The following is a 20,330-nucleotide window of genomic DNA, read 5'->3' as shown; positions in this document are numbered from 1 at the left end:
TCCACCTCCGAATAGGTGGACACCTATGCTCCTCGCTCAGAGCGTCAGTTGGTAGACGTCGAAAATGGATCGCTTACCGTTTACCGACTCCTTGCCTAGCGAACAGAAGTCACCAGCAGATCGCTTCGTGCCATCGACGTCCCGCATGCACTCTCGAGAGCGCGGGTTCGCTTCCTTCATCGCGTTCGCCGCGTACTTTAGATAGTCAGGCAATCGACCGGGTAATCCGTCCGTCTCACGCAGCACCGCTGAGAATGCGAATCCTGCCGCAATGGTAGCGACCGCGAGAGCTGCTAGCGTCCTGCCGCGCGCGACTCTTCTCGTTGGTTGTTCCACAAACAGATACGACAACCAAGCCGCCCCAATTGATGCTGCTATCAAAAGGGCCATCTGTAGAGGCGAAGGGTCAGTGCCTACTCGCTCTCGAAACGCCAACAGGATGGGCCAATGCCACAGATAGACCGAGTAAGAAATATCGCCAACGAATTGAAGCGGCCGGGTCGACAACAGCGTGGCGACGAAACCTTCTCGCGCGTATATCAACAGAGCCGCACCAAGAACAGGAGCCACGGCTCGCCACCCGGGATAAGGCTCACTCGCATCGTATGCAAAAATGCCAAATAGCAAGAACGCGCTGCCCACTACAGCCAGCGCGTCGCACGTCATCTTGCTAGGTCGCGCCAACCCGATCGCGACGACCGACCCGACCATGAACTCCCACGCACGGCTCCAGAGGAGATAAAACGCCGAGGGTTGATTTACCGGCGTATGGAACAGGCTCCAAGTGATCGATGCGACGCCAAACAGCGCGAAGAGCGCCCACCCCTTCTTCGTCGCCCGCCCCGATGGCGGCCAGAAGAATCGGCACAGGAGCGCGAAGCCGACATAAAACTGCGACTCCACCGCCAACGACCATGTATGAAGCAGGATATTTGGCCGGGAGTCAGGGGCAAAGTATCCACCGGCGTCGTCTAAGAAAGAATAGTTTGACCGAAACAGCAGCGCGGCCGTCGCATTGCGCACCAGGCGGCTGTAGTCCTCGGGTAGATAGAAGAAGCTTGCCCACATGACGCACGCGATGGCGAGTATGGCGAGCGCCGGGAATATGCGACGAAGACGGTTCACAAGAAACTGCGCCGCCGAAAAACTGTCCTCTTGCAGGCGCCGATGAGCAATTGACGTAAGTAGAAACCCCGAAATAACGAAGAACACATCAACGCCAACGAATCCGCCCGCGAAGTATGGTACCCCGTAGTGGTAAAGCACGACTGCAATTACAGCGATCGCCCGCAGTCCATTGATGTCTTTTCTAAACTCCATTCGTTCCAATCGACCGTGTTGGCGATAACCGTAACGATCACTTCCTTGTTATGTGTCAGCCCACTCGTAAACCTTAGACTCAAGCGCCGCATATGAATCCCGCCCCCACTATTCTGCCAGATTCTCTTCCAGGGATACCGGAAGTCATCTTGTTGCCCAAATCGACGACCGGCGTGACGGTATGCACAGCATACATACCGCCGCCCCTGCATGACCGAGCCTTTTTGAAAGCTCATTGAGGGCTGGACATTGTTCCGTCTCCCATCGATTGCCTTTGGCCGTAATAATGCGCACCAGCGAATCATGCGGAGTTTGCATCCTACGGCTCGTCACGAGCGCCCGTGCGACGCGCCTTGCAGGGATCTGCGGCTTGCAGCAAACTGCACATAAAAAAGATGGTTTCCTGTTTGGGTTGTAACCCCTTCAGGAGAATCATCATGATTGGCCTGGTTCATCTTCGACCGCAGCCTCAGGCGTGGTTGCGGCGCAGCGTCCTTTCTCCTTTTGCAGAGCGCTACTGCGAATATCTCGTTGATACCGGCTATGCGGCCGGCACCGTCAATCGCTACGTGAGGTGCGTCGCGCACTTTGCGTATTGGCTTACAACGCACCGTATAGCCGTAGCAAGGGTCGACGATCGACTTGTCGGCAGCTTCGTGAACGACCATTTACGGCGATGTACCTGCCCCGATCCGACTCCGAGGTGTCGGGCAGACGTGAATGCAGCACTTCGGCATTTGCTGGTCGTGTTGGGCAGGTGCGGTGTCCCTCGGTTTCTGCGGGCGGAATCGGACTCGGTGCAACAGGAGGTGTGTCGCTTTACTGACCATCTCAAGGACGTTTGCGGCTTAGCCGAATGCACACGATATCAGCGCGGTCGAATCATTCGCGATTTCTTGCATCAGAGCTTTGGTCGCAAACACATAGACATGGAGCTGCTAACGATTCGGAATATCCGTCGTTTCGTTACGCACTACCCTGACGGGTGCAATGCTGGAGCCGCTCACGTAGCGGGCGTGACGTTGCGCAGTTATCTGCGATTCAGGACCGTGCAATATAACGACCAGGTCGAAGAGCTGATCTCGGCAGTGCCGAGCGTGGCTGGATGGAGGTTGACGGCGCTGCCTGAAACGCTTTCGGACGCCGCGATCGAGCAGTTCCTTAAATCCTTCGATCGCGAGACTGCGGCCAACTTGCGTGATTACGCAATGGTGCGCTGTCTGTCTGATCTTGGGTTGCGGGCTGCGGAAGTTGTGCAAATCCAACTCGACGATTTAAACTGGCGCGAAGGCACGCTGCAAATCCGTCGCACCAAATCGCGGCGGGGCTACATCATTCCGCTGCCGGAGCCGACAGGTCATGCGATCGCCGACTATCTCAAGTTAGGGCGACGAGCAACGACGACCTCCCGCGCCGTCTTTGTACGGCATTACGCACCTGCTGATCTTCCGTTAGGAACGGGCTGCCTCCACAAGGCTGTGCATGAGGCATATATTCGTTGCGGTTGGACTGACCGATCTGGAACCCATCTTCTGAGGCACAGCGTTGCCCGACGGCTGCTTCGTTCCGGTTCGTCGTTGAAGGAAGTGGCTGACGTATTACGCCATCAGAGCATCGACACCACCGCGATCTACACGAAGATCGACCTGCGAAGCCTTGAGGCTGTCGCGCTCCCCTGGCCGGGGAGTAAATCATGAAACGCTCCGTCAACGTCAACTCGGCTGACACCATGGTATCGCTGGCGAAGACATATCTCGCAGAGCGACGCTGCCTGGGCTTTGACCTTAAGATCTCCGGGCAAGTATTGATGAACTTCGCCCGCTTCGCGGACGCGATGGAGCATCGTGGTCCGATCACGGAAGATCTAGCACTCACCTGGGCACACGCGACAACAAGCGAAAGGGCCATTACCTGGGCGCGTCGAATCGAGATAATCCGTCCCTTCGCGAAGTATCTCAAGCAGATCTATCCTGACACCGTTGTTCCGCGATGCGATCTGTGCGGGCGGGCTCATCGTCGTCTGGCGCCACATATCTACACGGAGCAGGAACTCAATGAACTACTCGCCGCGTCTGCGGCGATGCTGCCCGTCGGTTCGATCAGACCGCTCACCTATGAGACGTTGTTTGGTTTGATTGCGGCAACCGGCTTGCGTATCTCGGAGGCCATCAATCTGCGCAGAGACGACGTGAAACTTGCGGAGGGGACTTTGATTGTGCGCGAGACGAAGTTCCACAGCTCGCGTCTAATTCCGTTGCATCCTACTGCAATTCGGGCCATGAAGCGTTACGCTACCCGCCGTGCACTGATCGCCGCTCCAGAGCCTTGCAGTTCGTTCTTTGTGAATCTTGATGGCGGAAAGTTGCAGGCCCGAACAGTGCACTGGGCGTTTGACCGCCTGCGCAAACAACTCGCGTGGACCTCCCGGGGTGACCACGCGTTACCTCGAATTCATGATCTTCGCCACACATTCGTGTGCCGGCGAATCCTGAAGTGGTATCAGGACGGCGAGAACGTCGACAACCGGATGATGGCGCTGTCAACATATCTGGGACATGTGAAGCCGAGCGATACCTACTGGTATCTGACTGCGGTTCCCGATCTCATGGAAATCGTAAGCCGGAAATTTGCGTGCTTTGCCGAAGGAGTTCGCCATGAGTAAAGCCCGCCTGGTTCCTTCCTTCGCGACGCTTCTGCAGGATTTCTTCCTCGAACGGCTGATGCAGCAGCGCGCGGTAAGCCCGGAGACGATTTCGAGCTATCGCGATACGTTTCGTCTGTTTCTTCAGTTTGCATCGGATCGACTTGGCAGATGTCCAACTGATCTGACTCTGTCGGACATGGATGCGCCGCTGATACTGGCCTTTCTGCGGCATCTCGAGGTTGAGCGGCACAATAGCACGCGGACCCGCAACGTTCGACTCGCAGCGTTGCGCTCGTTCCTGAAGTACGCGGCACATCGTGACATTGCGTCGTTGGCCGTTATACAGCGCGCACTCTCGGTGCCGATGAAGCGTTGCGATAAACCTATGGTTGGATTCCTGTCTCGCGATGAGATTCAGCACCTGTTGACAGCGCCCGACCCAGACACCTGGGCGGGGCAACGCGACAGGGTCCTCCTGGCAACCATGTATAACACCGGAGCACGGGTCTCGGAAATCCTTGCACTGCGCGTCGGCGATGTAATCCTGGGTACGTCGCCCTGTGTCCATATTCTCGGTAAAGGACGAAAGGAGCGGACGGTGCCTTTATGGCGATCTACGGCCAGGCTCATCAAGGGGTGGTTGCCTCAGATCCAGGATGCATCAAGTCAGAGGCTCTTTCCAAATCGGTCGGGAAATGCGATGACTCGCTCCAATGTCGCCGACCGGCTGAGAATCGCCGTAACGCGCGCGAAGGACCAATGTCCGCAGCTCGCCAAACGACGTGTTTCTCCTCATCTGGTTCGCCACGCGACTGCCATGCACCTACTTCAATCAGGCGTCGACCTGTCGGTCATCGCCTTGTGGCTGGGACACGAAAGCCCGTCGACAACACATGGCTACATGGAAGCTGATCTGACAATGAAGGAACGAGCACTGAACAGGATTCAACCGCCACAGGTAAAGAATCGTCGATATCGACCACCGAACCGCATCCTGCAGTTCCTGGAGTCGTTGTAATTATGCGTAGTTCGCCGATCCGCGAATCCTTGCGGATCGCTTCGGCGACTCGCATGGCACTCTTCGAGAGTGACGGACTCCACATAATTTCCAGATCCACATTATTTCTCCAATGTACATAATGACATTGGAGAAAGACCGCATCGTTCGCGTAAAAGCCGCCATCCCGTATGAGAAATTCCAAGTGTACTCGGTGGTCGGTGGCTCAACCCTCACGAGCGCGCTCTCTCGCGGATCCAGGAGTTCGACATCGAAGTTTTCGAGAAGCCATCGTATGTATGCCGGAACGAGATGAAGGATTTTCAGGAGTGCAGCAAACGAACTGAAGTGCTCCACGTTGCCGAGCCCGTTCAACACAAGTACCTCGCCGCCTTCAACGTCGATCTTCACAAGGACTTTGCAGTTGCCAGGCGTATGCGCCGCTGCACGGTGAAGAGAAGATTGCATTTGCCGATGCGGGCTACCAAGACATCGAGAAGCCAGGCGAAACGGGCGCAATCGAGTGGCACGTCGCGATCCGGCCGAGCAAGCGCCGAAAGCTAGACAAGACGAAGCGGCTTTATAAGATCTACTATGACAAGATCGAACGTCTGAAGGCGAGGGTGAGAGCGAAGGTGGACCATCCATTCCGGGTGCTAAAACGGCAGTGTGGATATATGAAGGCGCGGTACCGCGGCTTGGCGAATAAACGGCTCAGATCGAAACGCAGTTCGCGTTAGCCAATCTGTGGACGGCGCGCAGAAACTGTGACGAGCCATGGAGGGCGAAGACGTACCGCAAAAAGCGGTACGCTGGTTGCCAAGGCGCAACCGAATGCAGTTCAGCGCGACGCAAACAACGATGCAATCTTCATTCTGAGTGTGCCAGTTAGATATCCACAGCAGAAAGCGGGTTGTTCAGACCTTTTCAAACGACCGTGGCGCCGCCAAGCATTTCGATGTGTTGTCCGCGTGGTAGCTCATGTAGGCCGTATGCCGACGGCTAACCTATCGCCATCAACTGCATTCCGATACCGTCGATGTCCACGAAGTGTCGACGCTGATTGATGAAGCGATTCAATTTCACCCGAAAAAAATGGTGCAGCTCATCGGGCTTGAGTAGAGAGGGCGGTACCGATGGATTGACGATGCAATCATCCCGGTGGAAAACAGCGACACCTTCGACTGGACAATGAAAATCTTCAAGCAAAGCTCGCAGAAACACAACGGCCGGTTCTAGCCGTCGTATAGGGCACGAGCGATTGCTGACTACACCGCCTTCTTCTGTGATGCTCAACGTGTCATCGTTGAAGGTCGGTGAGATTATTCCTATCCAATCGACGCTGTCAACAACAAAAACGCCGAATTGAGTCACGGCTACGCAGTCAACACGCGTGACGGGTTCTCTCTTTCCCATCGCCGGTTGGACCGTCAACGCTTGTTGGATGAAATAGGCCTCTCGACAGATCGGCGAGAGAACTGATCGAAGCTCTTGGCTTAGTGCATTTACTCGATGGCATTCGGCTGTTCGGGAAAAGTCAAGACGATCATCAACGTCACCAAAACGCCCACGACTCAATGGCGGTTTCTCTGTCTCGAGTGTGGTTGCTGCAGATGTGCTGCCTTTCATGAGATGCTCCTTGTGATAGAACTGCCGATGCATTCGGAGGATGCCCCAGATGAGGGGCGTACCATTGAGCGCCTACGCATGATGGTAAGCAACTGCGGGGCTCGCGACAGACGGAAAGCTCCCGAAAACACCACGCCTTTCTCAACCGGCTGATATATTGCGCCTTGATCGAGGCTCAATGGCATGTCCGAGCCAGCCGGACGGCTGTGCGCACACTCATCACGCGCGGACGGTAGACATGATCTTTGAATTATCGAGCGCGTATCCATTCAGAATCGGTCTTTAGATCGCATGCGTGGTGACGAATGTCTCGTCTCGTTACTTCTCTTAATTGGCAACCTTGGAACAGGGGCACGAGAGTGGCCTGCGGAACGCATCCGAATTGGCAGCGGGCGCAGTTCAAGAAAGGCTGCATGAGCGGCGCGGCGCAGCACAACTATGTGCCGACCGGCTTGGAGCGGCTTAGCAAGGACGGCTATCTCGAACGGAAAGTGACCGACGATCACCCGGTGCCGGCGCGCCGTTGGGTCGGCGTTCACCGCCCGGTGGGAAGCCGCTAACGGTCCAGTCCCGCGTGGCCATGTCGTCTGCTTCCTCCCAGCCCGCCGGTCAGACGGCGCAGCGAAGATCACGCTCGACGCCCTTGAGCTCGTCAGCCGGGCGGAACTGGCGCGGCGCAACCATCCTCGGTCGAAAGATCCCGAGTTGCGAAGCTGGTTCAGCTCAAGGGAGCTATCACTCGTCAGGCCAACCGCATCGCCCGCGAGGCGAAGGAAAAACAGTCATGAACAACAACATCACGACGGTCCGACAGCATCTTCTCGACACGTTGGCAGATCTCCGCAACCGAGACAACCCGATGGAGATAAAGCGCGCCCGCGCCTGTCGGAACGAGATGAAGGATCTCCAGGAGTGCACAAAAGAACTGAAGCGCTCCACGTTGCCAAGCCCGTTCAACACACGTACCTCGCCGCCCTCAACGTCGATCTTTAAAGGAGTTTGCAGTCGCCAGGCGCCCTTTCGTCCTCGGACAGGACTGCAGCAAGCGCTGTCGTCGAGACCGGGCGCTGCTGCGTATTCGCGTCACCGTCCTCGCCGGCTTGCAGCAGGCGCGTGAGTCCCGACCTGTGCCGGTCGATTCTTAATCGCGAGATGCCTTCTTGATCGGAATCAGCATCTAGGCGGCATTCGCACTCGCCATCGGCCTTCGGCAGATTCTTGACCAACAACGGGAAGATCGGATTCGGCTCGAACGCGAATACCTTCGCGCTATCCAGCAGCGGTGCGTCTAGAAGTAGCAGCACGTTCGTGTGGGTTGATTGAGTCGCTTGAGGGCGGTCTATACCGTCTCCGACTTCTCGCCATGACCGCGACAGCCCGACGATGTCCTCGGGTTTTTCGGCGAAGTGCATGTCGTTCGATACCTTGAATCTCTCCAACCGGTGCGGCTTGAGGCCGTTCGCTTGCCCGATGCGACGCACGCTCGCCGCACTTACACTGGCCACCGCTGCCATGCGGCGTGTGCTGCAATGCGTGGCGGTATCCGGACGCTGCTGCATCGTCAGTGCCACGACAGTCTTGACCTTGCGCGCGGAGATCTTCGGCTTGCGCCCCGGTCGAGTCTCATCCCGTTCGATCCTCGTCACCCCGTCAGCGATGAATCGACCGCGCTAGCGTGCCACCGTGCCTCGCCAGAGAGCAAGGTTTGCACCAGTCTCATTGTCTGTCTTGCCGTGTGCTGCGAGCAAAATCATCTTGGCGCGCTCGGCCAGTCAAACTGAGATCGTCCGGCCAGTAGCCCACGTCTATAACCGTTTCCGTTTTGGATCGACAACTACGGTACGCACAAGACCTCCTCGATCAATACCTGGCTGACTCGCCATCCGCGCTTCCATGCGCATTTCACTTCGACCTCTGCTTCGTGGATTAACCAGGTCGAACGATGGTTTGCCGCGCTCAGCGAGACATACATCCGCCGTGGCACTCATCGCTCCACCCGGCAACTCGAGCAGGCTATTCGCCAATACATCCAGATCAACAACACTGATCCGAGACCTTTTAACTGGACCAAATCGGCCGACGACATCCTCGCCAGCATCAAGCGATTTTGTCTACGAATTTCTAACTCGGGACACGAGGAGCGCGATATTTTTCCAGTACGCCGTCTCATACTCTCGAAATCTGCGACTTCATGTGAAGCCAAATTGACATCCGCCGCTCCAGATACTTCCGAAAAGTTGCATCGCCGCGCTTGGCTAGACAAGTATGAGTGTGCGCTGAGGCGTGCCGCCAATGGCCGAAGACGAGCACTTCGTCGTTTTCGTTGAACGATTGCACCCACTCGAGCTGACTAGTCCATACCGCAGCCTGGGTGAGCTCTCCTACAGTCTCGTCACGGGCATACGGCTTGGCTGCTGACACCTTAAGCTTCAAAACGTACAACAACCGCCCTCGAACTTGAATCGTTTCGATGGTAGAAACGCGCCCCACAAGCGCAATGGGGAAAGGACGCGTTGCGCGACCAAGCCAATGATAAGCTGCAATGAATCGCTCTTCCTCGTAATAGAAGTGGTGCCAGCTCACGGACATCCCATTGAATACGAGCTCAAGCCGGTCTTTCAAAATGAAATCGTTCCCACACAAGGCGCGCAGCAGAATTACTCGTTTAGCCGTGTTGAGGTATGCTGACAGCGAACGACAGGGGTCACGTGAGAAGAGCGGCCCGCTGGCACCTGATGAGTTGGTCGCCCGGCCGATCGTTGACTGCGCTCGGTAGACCGTCAAATCGCGCATCTCACCGATTGCAAGCAGACGAAAGCGATATTGTCCGCGTTCTAGCGCCTGCACCAGACCGAGCGACCGGCGAGCAATCACTTCGAGCTGCTCCCGGACGTTGAACACGCAGCTCTGCTTCAATTTAAGTGCACAAATGTGCGCACCGAGCACACCTTCACAGGTGAACAGTTCCTGCCCCGAGTTCCTTACAGGCTCAGACTCGTGATCCCGGCTGATTGCCGGTGCTGACAGGCGTTACTTTCGCGAAAGCCTCGCGTAGTTTTGAATCGGTTGCCCAAAGCTCAAGGTTCGTAGCCGCGTTGTCGTCGCGGTCGTGGACTGCGCCACACGTCGCGCACTGCCACGTTCGAACCTTGAGCGTGAGGTCTTTGTTGATGCGGCCACAGCAACTGCACCGCTTGCTACTCGGAAAGAAGCGATCCGCTATGTAGATTTCACGGTCGAAGCGCTGGAGCTTGTATTCGAGCTGCCTTCGAATCTCATAGAACCCGACGTCCAGGATCACACGATTCAGCCCGGCCTTCTGCCGAACGCGTTTCCCCGGCTTTTCAGCCGTCCCGCGCGCGGCGGCAGTCATGCCTTTCACAGAAAGATTTTCGACCACCGCCGCGTGGGTCTTGCGTGCGATGTCGGTCGTCGTCTTGTGTTGAAAGTCACGACGAATGCACCCGACGCGGAAATGCGTGCTCGAGAGCATTTGCGATGCCTTCCGTTGATTATTCGATTGCGGCAGTCGCGTTCCCTTCGGAATAGCTTGGCCGCTGAGGCCCATAGCAGCCTTCGCCGCTTCTGTTTTGCGTGACACGCTGCGGTTACGGAGCTTGACTCGGCGCGTCATGACTTTGAGCGGCCGCGGCGTCTTATATCGCGTGCCATCGGAGCACACGATCTGCGCAACGTTCAGGTCGACGCCGATGACGTCTCGTTCGGGTTTCGCAGCGAGCAGGGTCACCGACACGTCAAACTGAACGCTCAGGAACCAGCGGGTGCCTTCACGGATGACCGTTGCGCCGAGAAGCCGGTCGGCAAACCGCGGCGACTCTTTTAGCTTGACCTTGCCGACCAGCGGAAGCCTGACACTACGCTCTTCGAGAGTGAGCTTGTCGTTGGCAACGTAGAATGAATCGATACAGCGGCCCTTGCGCTTGAATACCGGTGTGTGAGCTTCTTCACCTCTCTTGAGCTCGGTAAAGAACTTGGTCCATGCCTTGCCGATTCGCGCGAACGCATCCGCATGGGCATCGCGGTGGATCTCCTTGAGCCACGGATACTGGGCGTACTTCAGCGCGTTGAATTGCTTCTTGAGCCTCATCGCGTTGGGCTTCATGCCCGAAGCATACTGCCGGTTCCACTCGGCAAGCGCCCAGTTCCAAGTGAAGCGATCCGTACCGCACGCGCGTCGGAAATAGTCGAGCTGCTCGGCCGTTGGCGCAAGCTCAATCTTGTGCGCGGTCAGCATCAAGCGCCTCTTTCAACTTTTTTTTGTAATTTCTCAACCCGTAGAGCCTGGCGCTAAAGCAATGGGTGATGGTCATCAAGTCTTGAACCATCTCTTGTTCCGGCGAAAGCCGCTCTTGGTTTAGGACGAGAATGTCGCACCCATGCATTGTCGCGTGATGTTCGAACCATTCGTAACCGAAACGTGTCAGCCTGTCGCGATGTGCGAGTACCAGAGTTTTGACCTGCCGGTTGCTGATATCGTCCATTAGAGCCAAGAACTTCTTTCTTTTAAAATTAAGCCCGCCACCTACCTCTTCGATGAACTCAGCTCCTGCCAGTCCCCTTGCCGCGACAAACTCTTCAAGTACGCGTCGTTGATTGACTAGGTCAGGCTTTTGTGCAGAAGAGGAAACACGACAATACACCACGACGCGCGACGATTCCTCTTTCGACACAAGACCCGCGAATCGGGCAATCTGAGATTCGGAATACAGCCGGCGATTTGTGGCCGAGCGCGAATCGGGCACCAGTTTGCCCTCGCGATCCCAGCGCTGCAACGTCTTGGATGTCACTCCGAGTCGCTTCGCAGCTTCGGTAATTGTTAATCTACGCTCCATGAATCACAATAATACACTATTGCGTAGATTTGGGAATCCAGAACTAGCTCCTCGTGGGAAGACTTTGGAAGCAAACGGAAATAGCCCCTGACCCAATAGGTGTTGCCTCTATTCTCGCGCACGTGCGGCGGAACGTAACAAACGCCTGCGCCGCAATACTTACATATCAATGACGAGCCTTCAGCGACCTCGTCAGCGAAGATCTCTCGCCCGTCCGTTGTTGCAGCAGACCACATCTTTGCGGCCATGGCCATCGCTCCTCACGCCGCTCATGCGGCTCCTTTTGTCTCAGAACTTAATAAATGCTCGAACCTTCTGTTTTTTCCGTTGTTGCGTTGGGTCTGCGCAAGAGGCGCAGCGGTTGGGGTCGCACTATCGCGACTTCCTACATACCTGATTGCTTGTTACTGTGATTCCAGCGACGCCATCGCAACGATCGTTATGCTTCGACGCCTTTTCGCTTGGGTATCCCGCTTAGGGAATACAGAGTGGCGACCGCGTTTCATTCCGGCGACTCCGTAAGACGCGGCCCGATCGGAGTGACCGACCGTGAGCGGCCTCTTCAGACTCATGCGACGCTTTGTTCAAAATCAGGTCAAACTCCGCTGCTGACCAAGCAGATATGCCTCTCCGATTGACACATAAGACATTGCGACGTCTCGTTGAACGCGCTTTTGCGGCAACGCGGCTCGCAACTAGTGCGCAGGCAATTTGTCGTTGAGAGCCGGCGGTAGGCTCGAGCGTCTATGCTCCCCGTCGTTCCAGAACGAGCGAAAGACCTCGAGTTGCCGAGGCACCATTTTATGCAAACGACCGGCTGACGTCGGTCATCGGGGATACTCATCCGCGAGGACTCCCAGGTCGCAAGTGGTCGAAACCGGCGAACTTCGCTCCACGGAGGCGCATCTATCGTGACAGCATGGACGCCCCGCGGCCAGAGCGCTACTGAGGGACTTGGATTGCGCTTTGGTGCCACGCTAAAAGACCCTTTCGTTAGGCATGGAGGCAAACCGCGCCGTGAGGCGCGATTTGCCTATCCGAAATTGGGTTGCGGCGACGCTCGCAGTGCCTCCGACTCCGAGCGGAAAGTTACCCATGCAACAAAGGCACAACGAGGATGACCATGAGATCGCCAGCCCTATTTTGATCCATCATCAGAAAAGCAGAGGTGCCCGATGACAAACAGCGACACCGAAACCAATAAAAGCGCCGCAGTTTCGAGCAGCGCCTGCGCGCCCCAAGTCCTGGTCGACTGGATCACATAACCTGCGCCGATGAGCGAACCTGCGCTAAGCATATGCGTGAAGCGGCCATTGAGCCGCCGCCGAGCGATGTTAGGCGAAGCAATCATCCGTAGTTCACTTATCCATCGCTCGCCAACGCTAGCTTTGGGGCCAACGACATATGTGCCTGCCGGTTTGCATTCAACTCGATAGGAGGCGCCTTCGTACTTCACTCTGATCGACGTGCGACGACCGCTCTTCTCGAGAACATCAAGAAGTTCGCTTAGCCGCGGAGTCATGATAATGCTAGACGAATCTGCGATCGAAACACGATCGGTCAGCACCAATCCGCCTTCGTAGTGGACTTCCAATACTGCAATTTGCATAAGAGCTCCATTTGGTGAGAAATGAGCCTTCGGCTGTGCATCAGCAACGATCTCCGGCGATTAAAAAAAACGGGCACAATCTGCGCACCACTTACATGGCGTCCAAGCCAAGACGGCATGGCGAGCGGTTTTGTTAAGTGCAGGCGTAGTTCAACGGAGTACAGCAACCAACGAGGGCCGTTGCGAAACGCGTTGGCAAATTGCGAGAGAAATATGTTCAAGCGCGGACGGAAGGGTCGGCTTGTGGAGTCGATGCGTCGAGACGCGGTGTGTTTGACCAATATAGTCCGCCTGCGGGTACGTTCGCCGTGAAATGCTGCGAAAAAACGCGGTCTTTCGTGCGCAGCGCAGCGCCGCGAGCACTCGCGTCCAGCCGCCGCCGTCAATTGATGCGCTTAGGCGAGCGCGAATCAACCGGACTTACGGTGCTCGACAAAGCTGACGAGCCATTCGTGTGGCGTCGGGCGGGCGACACCTACGGCCGCCCGATCGTTGATGCTTGCTCGCTCGTCGCGGGATATGCGGGCGCGAGATCACGTTTCGCTTGCATCGCCGACGCCCCGAAGTGTCCGACTTTCTCAGCCACAGCGATCACTTGCACGGGTTCGTGCGCCTATCGGGCAAGCATGAGGCGATCTGTGCAGCGATGGCCTCTCGGTCCAAGTATCGTGAATGGTTCGCGCGGAATCGATGCAACCTCCCGCGCAGGAAGTGATAGAGCTCGGACAACTGGAGGACGGTGTCAGGCACAGTCGGATGTATGGAGCACCCCGATTGAGCATATATTGCGATGCTTTCGACCGGAGCGCCGTATTGAGAAAGCAGCGCGCGCAGGTAACGCACGACCGGCTTGGCCCTTCGCATCGGCGACGTTTGAACGGTTGTTACCCCGAAATCGTCAACGATAAGGAGCTCATCCGCGTTGTTGGTCGGTTTGATCGCACCGCGCCAATCGTAGTAATCGATGACAAAGACGCCAAAGCCCGTGATGACGAGACAGTGGACCCACGTTGTTGGGTTAGCCGTTCCGGAAGCATGTGCGAGTAGAACCTCCGGGCATACATGGACTTTGCCGTCGCACAGTGCCATCAGGATTGGAGCGATCCTCTTTGCCAACGAATGAGCGATAAGTCGGCGGTGGCCCGCGCGCGCGGATGTTCCGTCATCGGGGGTCGTATTGGCCAAAAAATCTTCGTCAATGGGTTCGCGGTCATTGAGCAGTTCCTCAGGACCGAGGCTTGATTCGAAATGTTCGTCTTTCATAGAGACTCGCAAGGTTGCGTGCGATAGATGGGCTCTGCGCGAAGGTCCATACGACATCACTGGCTGAACACATCGTCCTGGATATTCGCGTTGAGGCTGGCAATAGGTACGGCAATAAGAACGGCGATGGATCGTTGCAAATAGCAATCGTTTGATGGATCGACATAGGCACTCATTTCGGATCTCGTGGCCGGCGCCGCTTCCGGCTCATCATGCAGATCGTTGCTCGTCGTGCTTGACCCGCTCGATGAGCAGTTCACGTAACACGGCAAGGCGTCGCTGCTGGACCGGGATGAGGCAGGTCTCGCGTTCGATGCGATCGAGCCGCTTAAGCCAGTACCACTCGTTCAGGTAAGGCTTCGTGAAGAATTCCTCCTTCTTTTGTATGCAGTGGCGTATCACCATTTCAAGATGTCTAAGCTCTGAGTCTGCCCATCGCGATGGCAGTTTCGATGAGAGGGACCGTTGGCTCTCTGTAGAGCGATGCTTTACCCCGCGCATGTCGTAGCCCTACAAACAAGTCGCAGCCACAGGCGTCCCTGTTCACGCAGGAAGTCGCGCTCCCGCAGCGCCCCTTTAGGGCGTCGTCGAGTGCGCCGTTGTTCGATTGGGCTAACTGATCGTTGATCGATCGCCGGCCGGGAGAACTGCTTTTTTATAGTCATGGCGATGAAGATTTGCTTGTGACAAATCCATCATGCCGGCTAGAAATCGAAGTCAAGGCGGCGCCACGACGTGGCGACGATCATTGAAGCCGAGCGCGCCGAGTCGGCGCGAGCGCGGTCGTGTCTATGGATGCGGCGGCAACCGGCCGCGTTGTGGAGATCGAGTCAAGCTTGTGGCCAAGGAGCTAACGCGTCGAAGATCGAACGCGGGGCTCCGACAGCAGGCAGGCGCCAGGGTATGGCGGTGTATCGGGGACGAAAGCCCTTGTTTCGGCCGGGCTTAAGGCATACCGCCGGCTCTCGTTAGCCACGCATATCCGGCGTCAAGAATTCACGCACGGGTTACGACGTGGCGATTTGGCGATTCGGGACAGTTAGGATGCGTGCCTGCGTCGACGCGGGTAAGCGCATTTGATTACACACAACTCGTGTCGGGCGCGGTCGCTGCGCGGGAAAATCGTTTACGTTCAATGACATACCGGATGGGGTTGTAAACTTTCGCGGGCTGTCGTTTACTCTCGCATTTTGGTCGGCACATGAAGCGAGCGTCAACGAGCTGGGCTGCGGCGGAATTCAAGGACATCGACTTGGGCGACAAGCGCCTGAACAAGCGTGCCGTGCTACTTGCGGAGCGACTGGCGGAGAAGCCGACGGCAAGCCTACCCGGTGCCTGCGCGGGTTGGGCCGAAACGGCGGCGGCTTATCGGTTCCTGGCGCAGGATGAGCTGGACTGGCGCGATATCCTGGCGCCGCACTGGCAGAGTTCGGCAGAGCGGATGCGGGCTTGCGAGGTGGTGCTATGCATCCAGGACACGACGGAGCTGGACTTTAACGGGCAGACGATCACGGGTCTGGGGCCGCTGTCGTATGAGGCGCAACGCGGCATGTATCTGGGCGGCGACAATGGTTTTGTCCGGCGTAGCGACATTCATCTTGGCCGGTAGTGAGGAGTCGGAGGCGGCGTAGCCGCCGCAGACGACGAACTGCCGGCGGCGCCGGGTCGGCGAGGCCTAGGATGGCTGACTGAATCTAAAAAGAGGCGGTCAGCCCATGTCTGGAACCCGCATTACCGACCGACAGGTCCGCCTCTACATGAACCATCGCAAACTTCATCCACAGAAGCTCGCTGCAGCGAAGTCGGGCATGAGCGAGCGCACGGCGCGACGCGTCGAACGTGAAGCCGGACTCCCGTCGCAGCAGCCCCGGCGCTATTGGCGTTCGCGCCCAGATCCGTTCGCTGACGTGTGGGAGATCGAAGTCGTCCCATTGCTGCGCGGTGCGCCAAAGCTAAAGGCAATCACGCTGCTGCGCAAACTGCAGGAGGACCATCCCGAACGCTTTCCGGACAGCATGCGTCGAACGTTTGAGCGGCATGTCAGCCAGTGGCGCGCGCTCGAAGGGCCGAACCAGGAAGTGTTCTTCCCTCAAACGTATCAGCCGGGCGCGCGAGGCCTGTCGGACTTTACGCACATGGACAAGCTGGGCGTGACCATCGGCGGCGTCCCGTTTCATCACCTGCTTTATCACTTCGTGCTGGCGTTCTCGCGTTGGGAGTACGCCAGCGTGGTCGATGGCGGGGAGAGCTTCCTGGCGCTCGCGAGCGGCTTGCAGAACGCGCTGTGGCAGGCGGGCGGTTGCCCACGAGAACATCGCTCCGACAGCCTGTCCGCGGCCTTCCGAAACCTGCAGGACGAGGAAGACTTTACGGCTCGCTATGCAGCGCTGCTCGAACATTACGGGATGCAAGGCACGCGCAACAATCGCGGCATGGGTCATGAGTATGGTGTGGTAAAAAATATGTGCTGCTCGATAACCAACGAGGCCAAGGCAGCCTCTTTGTGGAAATCGAACAGCACATATTATTCGGTTACAAGGTGCGGAGGAAGGTCATCAGGTCGGGCTGATCGCGCCATTGCTTTTGTCCTTCGGCACCGCCTTCCACTTCGCATGTCGCCAGCGCCCGCGCCTTTGTTTCCAGATTGATCTCGGCATAGATATTGGTCGTCTCCAACGAAACGTGCCCAAGCCAGCCGCGTATCGTATTGATGTCGACACCGGCTTGGAGTAGTAGCGAGGCGGTTGTATGCCGAATCACATGTGGGTGCACATTCTTGCCGGCAAGCGAGGGCGCGTTGGCTGCAGCACGGATAGCGCAGCGCTTGACCAATGCATGAATGCCGGAACGTGTCATCGTCTGGTGGAATCGATTGAGGAACACCGGCGCGACTGCGGCCCTCCCCTCGGACTGTGAGCGCAACGCATCGAGCGTGGATTTCCAGAGCGGGCAGCGGCGTTGTTTGTTTCCCTTGCCTATGATGCTGACCGAGCGGGTGTGCCAGTCAACGTCGCCAATCTTGAGCTGCGCAGCTTCGCTTGCACGCGCTCCAGAGTTAAACATGAACAGCAATAACGCATGTTCGCGCTGCCCCTGCGTCGTATTCACGTCGGTGGCAGCAAGCAGGGCGTCCATTTCCTGCTTGCTAAGATAGCTGATCTCCGGCCGACTGGTTTTCTTGACGGGGATCAGGTGAATCTGCGCCCACCAGTCGACGTATTCGGGGGCATGTTCGCCGATGAAACGGGCCAGCGCATGAATGCCGCCGAGTCGCTGATTTCGTGTGCTGACCGTGCAGTGGCGCTGTTCTTCCATGGACGTTAGAAACAGGCGCACCATTTGGGGGGAGAGATCATCAACGGTCAGGCGGTCGATCCGCTTGTCGACCTTGGCAGCCAGATAAGGAAGCAACAGCATGAGCATGTCGCGGTAACTTTTTTGGGTGTTGACAGCAAGGTTACGTTCGCCCACCAGATGCTCGATCAGGAAACGCCGGATCCACGGACCCAGCAGGGATGAGTTATTCATGATGCGCCTCCAAGACGTAAGCTTCAAAGCGCGTGCTCGCTTCATTCAACAACTCGGGCGTCAGGGTAAGGTAGCGTTGGGTGCCCACGAGATCAATGTGGCCGAGATAGGTGGCGAGCTGCGGCAACAACAATTGCAAATCCGCGCCGCAGCGATACCAGGAAATTAGCCGGTGCACTGCGCCTGAATGCCGCAAATCATGCAACCTCGGCTGGCACGACGCACCGCCTTCGCGTTGGACATTTGCCAGGATGCGCTGTCGCTGAAAGGCCCTGCGCACAGCCTTCTGGGTCAGGGGGCGACCATCGCGGAAACAGAAGAACGGCGCATCTGGTGCCTGACCAAACTTCTGATTGCGTTGCCGGGCGTAGCTTTGCATCGCGCCGTTCAGATCTGCGCCGAGCGGAACCAGCCTCGATTTGTAAAATTTGCTCTCGCGGACGTGCAGGACTGCCTCGTCAAGATTGACGTCTTGCATGGTCAACCGCAAGGCTTCGCCGTGGCGGAGGCAAGCGCCGTACAGAATCAGAATGACTGCACGCAAAACATAGGCATCCAGCGGAACGTGTGGACTGCATACCATCGATGTCACGTCGAGCAGGCGCTTTAGTTCCTCCTGCGAATAAATATAGGGTGTTAGCGGTGGCGGCAATTTCGGACTGTGGCGAGGAAGCGGAGAAGCCGTGACATACCCACGCGAGAGGGCAAAGCGAAACAGGCAGTCAAGTACTGACCTTCTCTTCCGCCAATGGTTAGTCAGCGGCCTGTTGCCACTCAGGAAGTCCTGTACCTGTTCGACCGTAACCGACTCCACATCAATGTTGCCATCAACCCGGTGGCAGAATGAGGCAAGCGTGGCCACCTCGGAGTCGAAGCGCATGCCCAACGCCCGTTTGTGGCTCACGTATTGGGCGACAAGTTCGGAGAGCTTCATAGCAGACTCCCCAGATCGATTTCGGCCACACACCTCAGTCCGGTCAGGTCAACCTTCGCATAGGTTCTCGTCGACGAAGCGCTGCGATGGCCGAGATGATCGCCGATCTCCTTCAGGGCAAAACCAGCGTCGAGTAAATGCCGAGCATTGGCATGCCTCAGGCAATGTGCGCCACGCCGCGGGATATCGATACCAAGCGTCGCGAGACGCGAGCGGACAATGCCGCTTACGCATCCGGGCGATAGCGGCCGGATCGGCGCCTCGACCGACAGAAACAGCTCGCGATGGGCGCTTCGCGGACGCGCTTCCTTCAGGTAGCGCAGAATGGCGTTTCCAACGGTTGCCACCAGCGGGTATTGCTGTGTGCAACGTTGCTTGGGACGATTGACATGAAGGATCTCGCCGCACCAGTCTATATCCTCTAGCCGGAGTCGCACCACCTCGCCGCGCCTCAGTCCGTAGACAACCAGCAGCATTATCATCGCACGGTTGCGTAGATCGATCGTGCTGTCGCCGACAAAACTGGCGACGAATCTTTGCACATCTTCCCAATTCGGCCCGAGCGGCAAACCCTCCTCTCTATACACCACTGGTGCTTCAATGCCCGACGCAACGTTGGTAGCCCACCCTTGTCCTTCTACGTACCGGAAGAAATTGCGCAGCGTGCTCGCTAGTGCGTGTAACGAAGCTCTGGCCCAGCCATGGTTGCTTTGGTATGCAAGATAGGCGTCGACATCGTGGATAGTGAGCGCATCGAGTTCCTTGTCAGGGCGACAGACCGTTGCCAAAAAATGACCGATCTCATCGCGACAGTTTGAAATCGTAGCAGGGGAAAGTCCTCGCTGGTCGCGCATGAAATCGACATAGTGCTCGACAGAGCGAACAAATGGTTCGTTCGTGGGATGCCGTTCCTCCAGAAGCCCCAGAAAGCGCAGCCAGGCCGTGGCGGTATGGATGAACAGAAGCCGCGAGCTGCGGGACTCGTTCGTGCGCTCACTTCGAATGAGACGAATCCGATGGTCAACCGCAAAAGCGATTTCCTCGTGCGTTATTTGCCTCGGGCGGGATAGATCCGCGCTCTGTGAAAAAACCAGCAGGATCCAGGCGATCTTCCGGATCGACTTGGGCGGATAACCCTGTTCCTGACAATGTACGAGGAAGCGCTTCCTCGGTTCCAGACAGGGCGCCAGATTGTGGGCAGCAAGAACATGCGGACGCGTAAAGAGAGTCTCAAACATGATATTCCCGCATTGATGATCAGTGGAATATCAGTATCAGCCTGAAATTATGTCGTCGTGGAAACGTCAACTCGATAGGCAATGCAGGGGCATTGAGAGCCACCGCGACATATTTTTTACCACACCATACTCATTCTTATGGGCTCGAGCCCATAAGAATGAGAATGGCAGCGTCGAATCCTCGCATCGCTATCTGAAGGATCAGATCGATCAGGCCCTGGAGTTGCGCGGTCACCGCTGGGTATTCCGGGGCATCGTGACCGACGATTCCGGACGAACGTGACCGGCCATTCCGGTTCATCGTGACCGCCCTTT

15 protein-coding genes and 5 pseudogenes are annotated in these 20,330 nt (G+C 57.0%); 8 read left to right on the top strand and 12 right to left on the bottom strand.

Annotation, left to right across the window (positions count from 1 at the left end):
- Window positions 1-36: 36 nt before the first annotated feature.
- Window positions 37-1,320, bottom strand: a complete 1,284-nt coding sequence (locus AWB68_RS35020; RefSeq protein WP_087648847.1) for an acyltransferase family protein — start codon at window positions 1,318-1,320, stop codon at window positions 37-39.
- 437 nt (window positions 1,321-1,757) lie between these two features.
- Between AWB68_RS35020 and AWB68_RS35015 the strand changes: the two genes are divergently transcribed.
- The 4 genes and pseudogenes from AWB68_RS35015 to AWB68_RS49040 form a co-directional block, all read left to right on the top strand.
- The gene (locus AWB68_RS35015) at window positions 1,758-3,017 is read left to right on the top strand and encodes a tyrosine-type recombinase/integrase (RefSeq protein WP_087648846.1); all 1,260 of its coding nucleotides are present in this window, start codon (window positions 1,758-1,760) and stop codon (window positions 3,015-3,017) included.
- Window positions 3,014-3,982 carry a tyrosine-type recombinase/integrase gene (locus tag AWB68_RS35010; protein WP_087648845.1) on the top strand — a complete coding sequence of 323 codons (969 nt, stop codon included), beginning with the start codon at window positions 3,014-3,016 and terminating at the stop codon, window positions 3,980-3,982. The genes AWB68_RS35015 and AWB68_RS35010 overlap by 4 nt, the downstream gene beginning before the upstream one ends.
- On the top strand, window positions 3,975-4,982 hold the full coding sequence (locus tag AWB68_RS35005; protein ID WP_087648844.1) for a site-specific integrase: 1,008 nt from the start codon (window positions 3,975-3,977) through the stop codon (window positions 4,980-4,982). The genes AWB68_RS35010 and AWB68_RS35005 overlap by 8 nt, the downstream gene beginning before the upstream one ends.
- Window positions 4,983-5,392: 410 nt before the next feature.
- Window positions 5,393-5,724 (top strand): annotated as a pseudogene (locus AWB68_RS49040) (transposase); the annotation flags it as partial.
- A gap of 239 nt (window positions 5,725-5,963) precedes the next feature.
- Here the strand turns inward: AWB68_RS49040 and AWB68_RS47260 are convergent.
- Window positions 5,964-6,590 carry a nuclease-related domain-containing protein gene (locus AWB68_RS47260; protein WP_125483143.1) on the bottom strand — a complete coding sequence of 209 codons (627 nt, stop codon included), beginning with the start codon at window positions 6,588-6,590 and terminating at the stop codon, window positions 5,964-5,966.
- Between the two features lie 359 nt (window positions 6,591-6,949).
- Between AWB68_RS47260 and AWB68_RS49035 the strand changes: the two genes are divergently transcribed.
- Window positions 6,950-7,150 carry a hypothetical protein gene (locus AWB68_RS49035; protein WP_200828882.1) on the top strand — a complete coding sequence of 67 codons (201 nt, stop codon included), beginning with the start codon at window positions 6,950-6,952 and terminating at the stop codon, window positions 7,148-7,150.
- 813 nt (window positions 7,151-7,963) lie between these two features.
- Here AWB68_RS49035 and AWB68_RS34985 read toward each other — a convergent pair.
- Window positions 7,964-8,395, bottom strand: a pseudogene (locus tag AWB68_RS34985) (helix-turn-helix domain-containing protein); the annotation flags it as partial.
- Window positions 8,396-8,416: 21 nt separating this feature from the next.
- On the opposite strand from AWB68_RS34985, the pseudogene AWB68_RS34980 reads away from it, so the two are divergent.
- Window positions 8,417-8,701, top strand: a pseudogene (locus AWB68_RS34980) (IS630 family transposase); the annotation flags it as partial.
- Between the two features lie 55 nt (window positions 8,702-8,756).
- On the opposite strand, the gene AWB68_RS34975 reads toward AWB68_RS34980, so the two are convergent.
- The 6 genes from AWB68_RS34975 to AWB68_RS34950 all read right to left on the bottom strand — a co-directional run bounded on the left by AWB68_RS34975 (window position 8,757) and on the right by AWB68_RS34950 (window position 14,720).
- A complete protein-coding gene (locus AWB68_RS34975; protein ID WP_125483141.1) occupies window positions 8,757-9,491 on the bottom strand; it encodes a hypothetical protein in 735 nt (244 codons plus the stop codon).
- Between the two features lie 88 nt (window positions 9,492-9,579).
- The gene (locus tag AWB68_RS34970) at window positions 9,580-10,845 is read right to left on the bottom strand and encodes an RNA-guided endonuclease InsQ/TnpB family protein (protein ID WP_087648841.1); all 1,266 of its coding nucleotides are present in this window, start codon (window positions 10,843-10,845) and stop codon (window positions 9,580-9,582) included.
- Window positions 10,823-11,443 carry an IS607 family transposase gene (locus AWB68_RS34965; protein WP_087648840.1) on the bottom strand — a complete coding sequence of 207 codons (621 nt, stop codon included), beginning with the start codon at window positions 11,441-11,443 and terminating at the stop codon, window positions 10,823-10,825. Before AWB68_RS34965 ends, AWB68_RS34970 begins: the two co-directional genes overlap by 23 nt.
- Window positions 11,444-12,581: 1,138 nt before the next feature.
- On the bottom strand, window positions 12,582-13,052 hold the full coding sequence (locus tag AWB68_RS34960; RefSeq protein ID WP_087648839.1) for a hypothetical protein: 471 nt from the start codon (window positions 13,050-13,052) through the stop codon (window positions 12,582-12,584).
- Window positions 13,053-13,643: 591 nt separating this feature from the next.
- A complete protein-coding gene (locus AWB68_RS34955; protein ID WP_087648838.1) occupies window positions 13,644-14,315 on the bottom strand; it encodes a hypothetical protein in 672 nt (223 codons plus the stop codon).
- 210 nt (window positions 14,316-14,525) lie between these two features.
- Window positions 14,526-14,720: a hypothetical protein gene (locus tag AWB68_RS34950; protein WP_087648837.1), complete on the bottom strand. Its 195-nt coding sequence runs from the start codon at window positions 14,718-14,720 to the stop codon at window positions 14,526-14,528.
- 796 nt (window positions 14,721-15,516) lie between these two features.
- On the opposite strand from AWB68_RS34950, the pseudogene AWB68_RS34945 reads away from it, so the two are divergent.
- Window positions 15,517-15,873 (top strand): annotated as a pseudogene (locus AWB68_RS34945) (IS4/Tn5 family transposase DNA-binding protein); the annotation flags it as partial.
- A gap of 157 nt (window positions 15,874-16,030) precedes the next feature.
- A pseudogene (locus AWB68_RS34940) lies at window positions 16,031-16,777 on the top strand (IS21 family transposase); the annotation flags it as partial.
- Between the two features lie 70 nt (window positions 16,778-16,847).
- On the opposite strand, the gene AWB68_RS34935 reads toward AWB68_RS34940, so the two are convergent.
- Genes AWB68_RS34935 through AWB68_RS34925 form a run of 3 tightly spaced genes read right to left on the bottom strand, consistent with a single transcriptional unit; the run spans window position 16,848 to window position 20,015 of the window.
- On the bottom strand, window positions 16,848-17,843 hold the full coding sequence (locus AWB68_RS34935) for a tyrosine-type recombinase/integrase (RefSeq protein WP_087648836.1): 996 nt from the start codon (window positions 17,841-17,843) through the stop codon (window positions 16,848-16,850).
- The gene (locus AWB68_RS34930; protein WP_087648835.1) at window positions 17,836-18,777 is read right to left on the bottom strand and encodes a tyrosine-type recombinase/integrase; all 942 of its coding nucleotides are present in this window, start codon (window positions 18,775-18,777) and stop codon (window positions 17,836-17,838) included. The genes AWB68_RS34935 and AWB68_RS34930 overlap by 8 nt, the downstream gene beginning before the upstream one ends.
- Window positions 18,774-20,015 (bottom strand): tyrosine-type recombinase/integrase, encoded by a 1,242-nt coding sequence (locus tag AWB68_RS34925; RefSeq protein ID WP_200828881.1) that lies wholly within the window; start codon window positions 20,013-20,015, stop codon window positions 18,774-18,776. Before AWB68_RS34925 ends, AWB68_RS34930 begins: the two co-directional genes overlap by 4 nt.
- Window positions 20,016-20,330 lie beyond the last annotated feature (315 nt).

Origin of the sequence: Caballeronia choica, assembly GCF_001544535.1 — a bacterium.
Taxonomy (GTDB): domain Bacteria; phylum Pseudomonadota; class Gammaproteobacteria; order Burkholderiales; family Burkholderiaceae; genus Caballeronia; species Caballeronia choica.
Note: the sequence above shows the minus strand (reverse complement) of the source record. Positions and strands in the feature narration are given on the sequence as shown.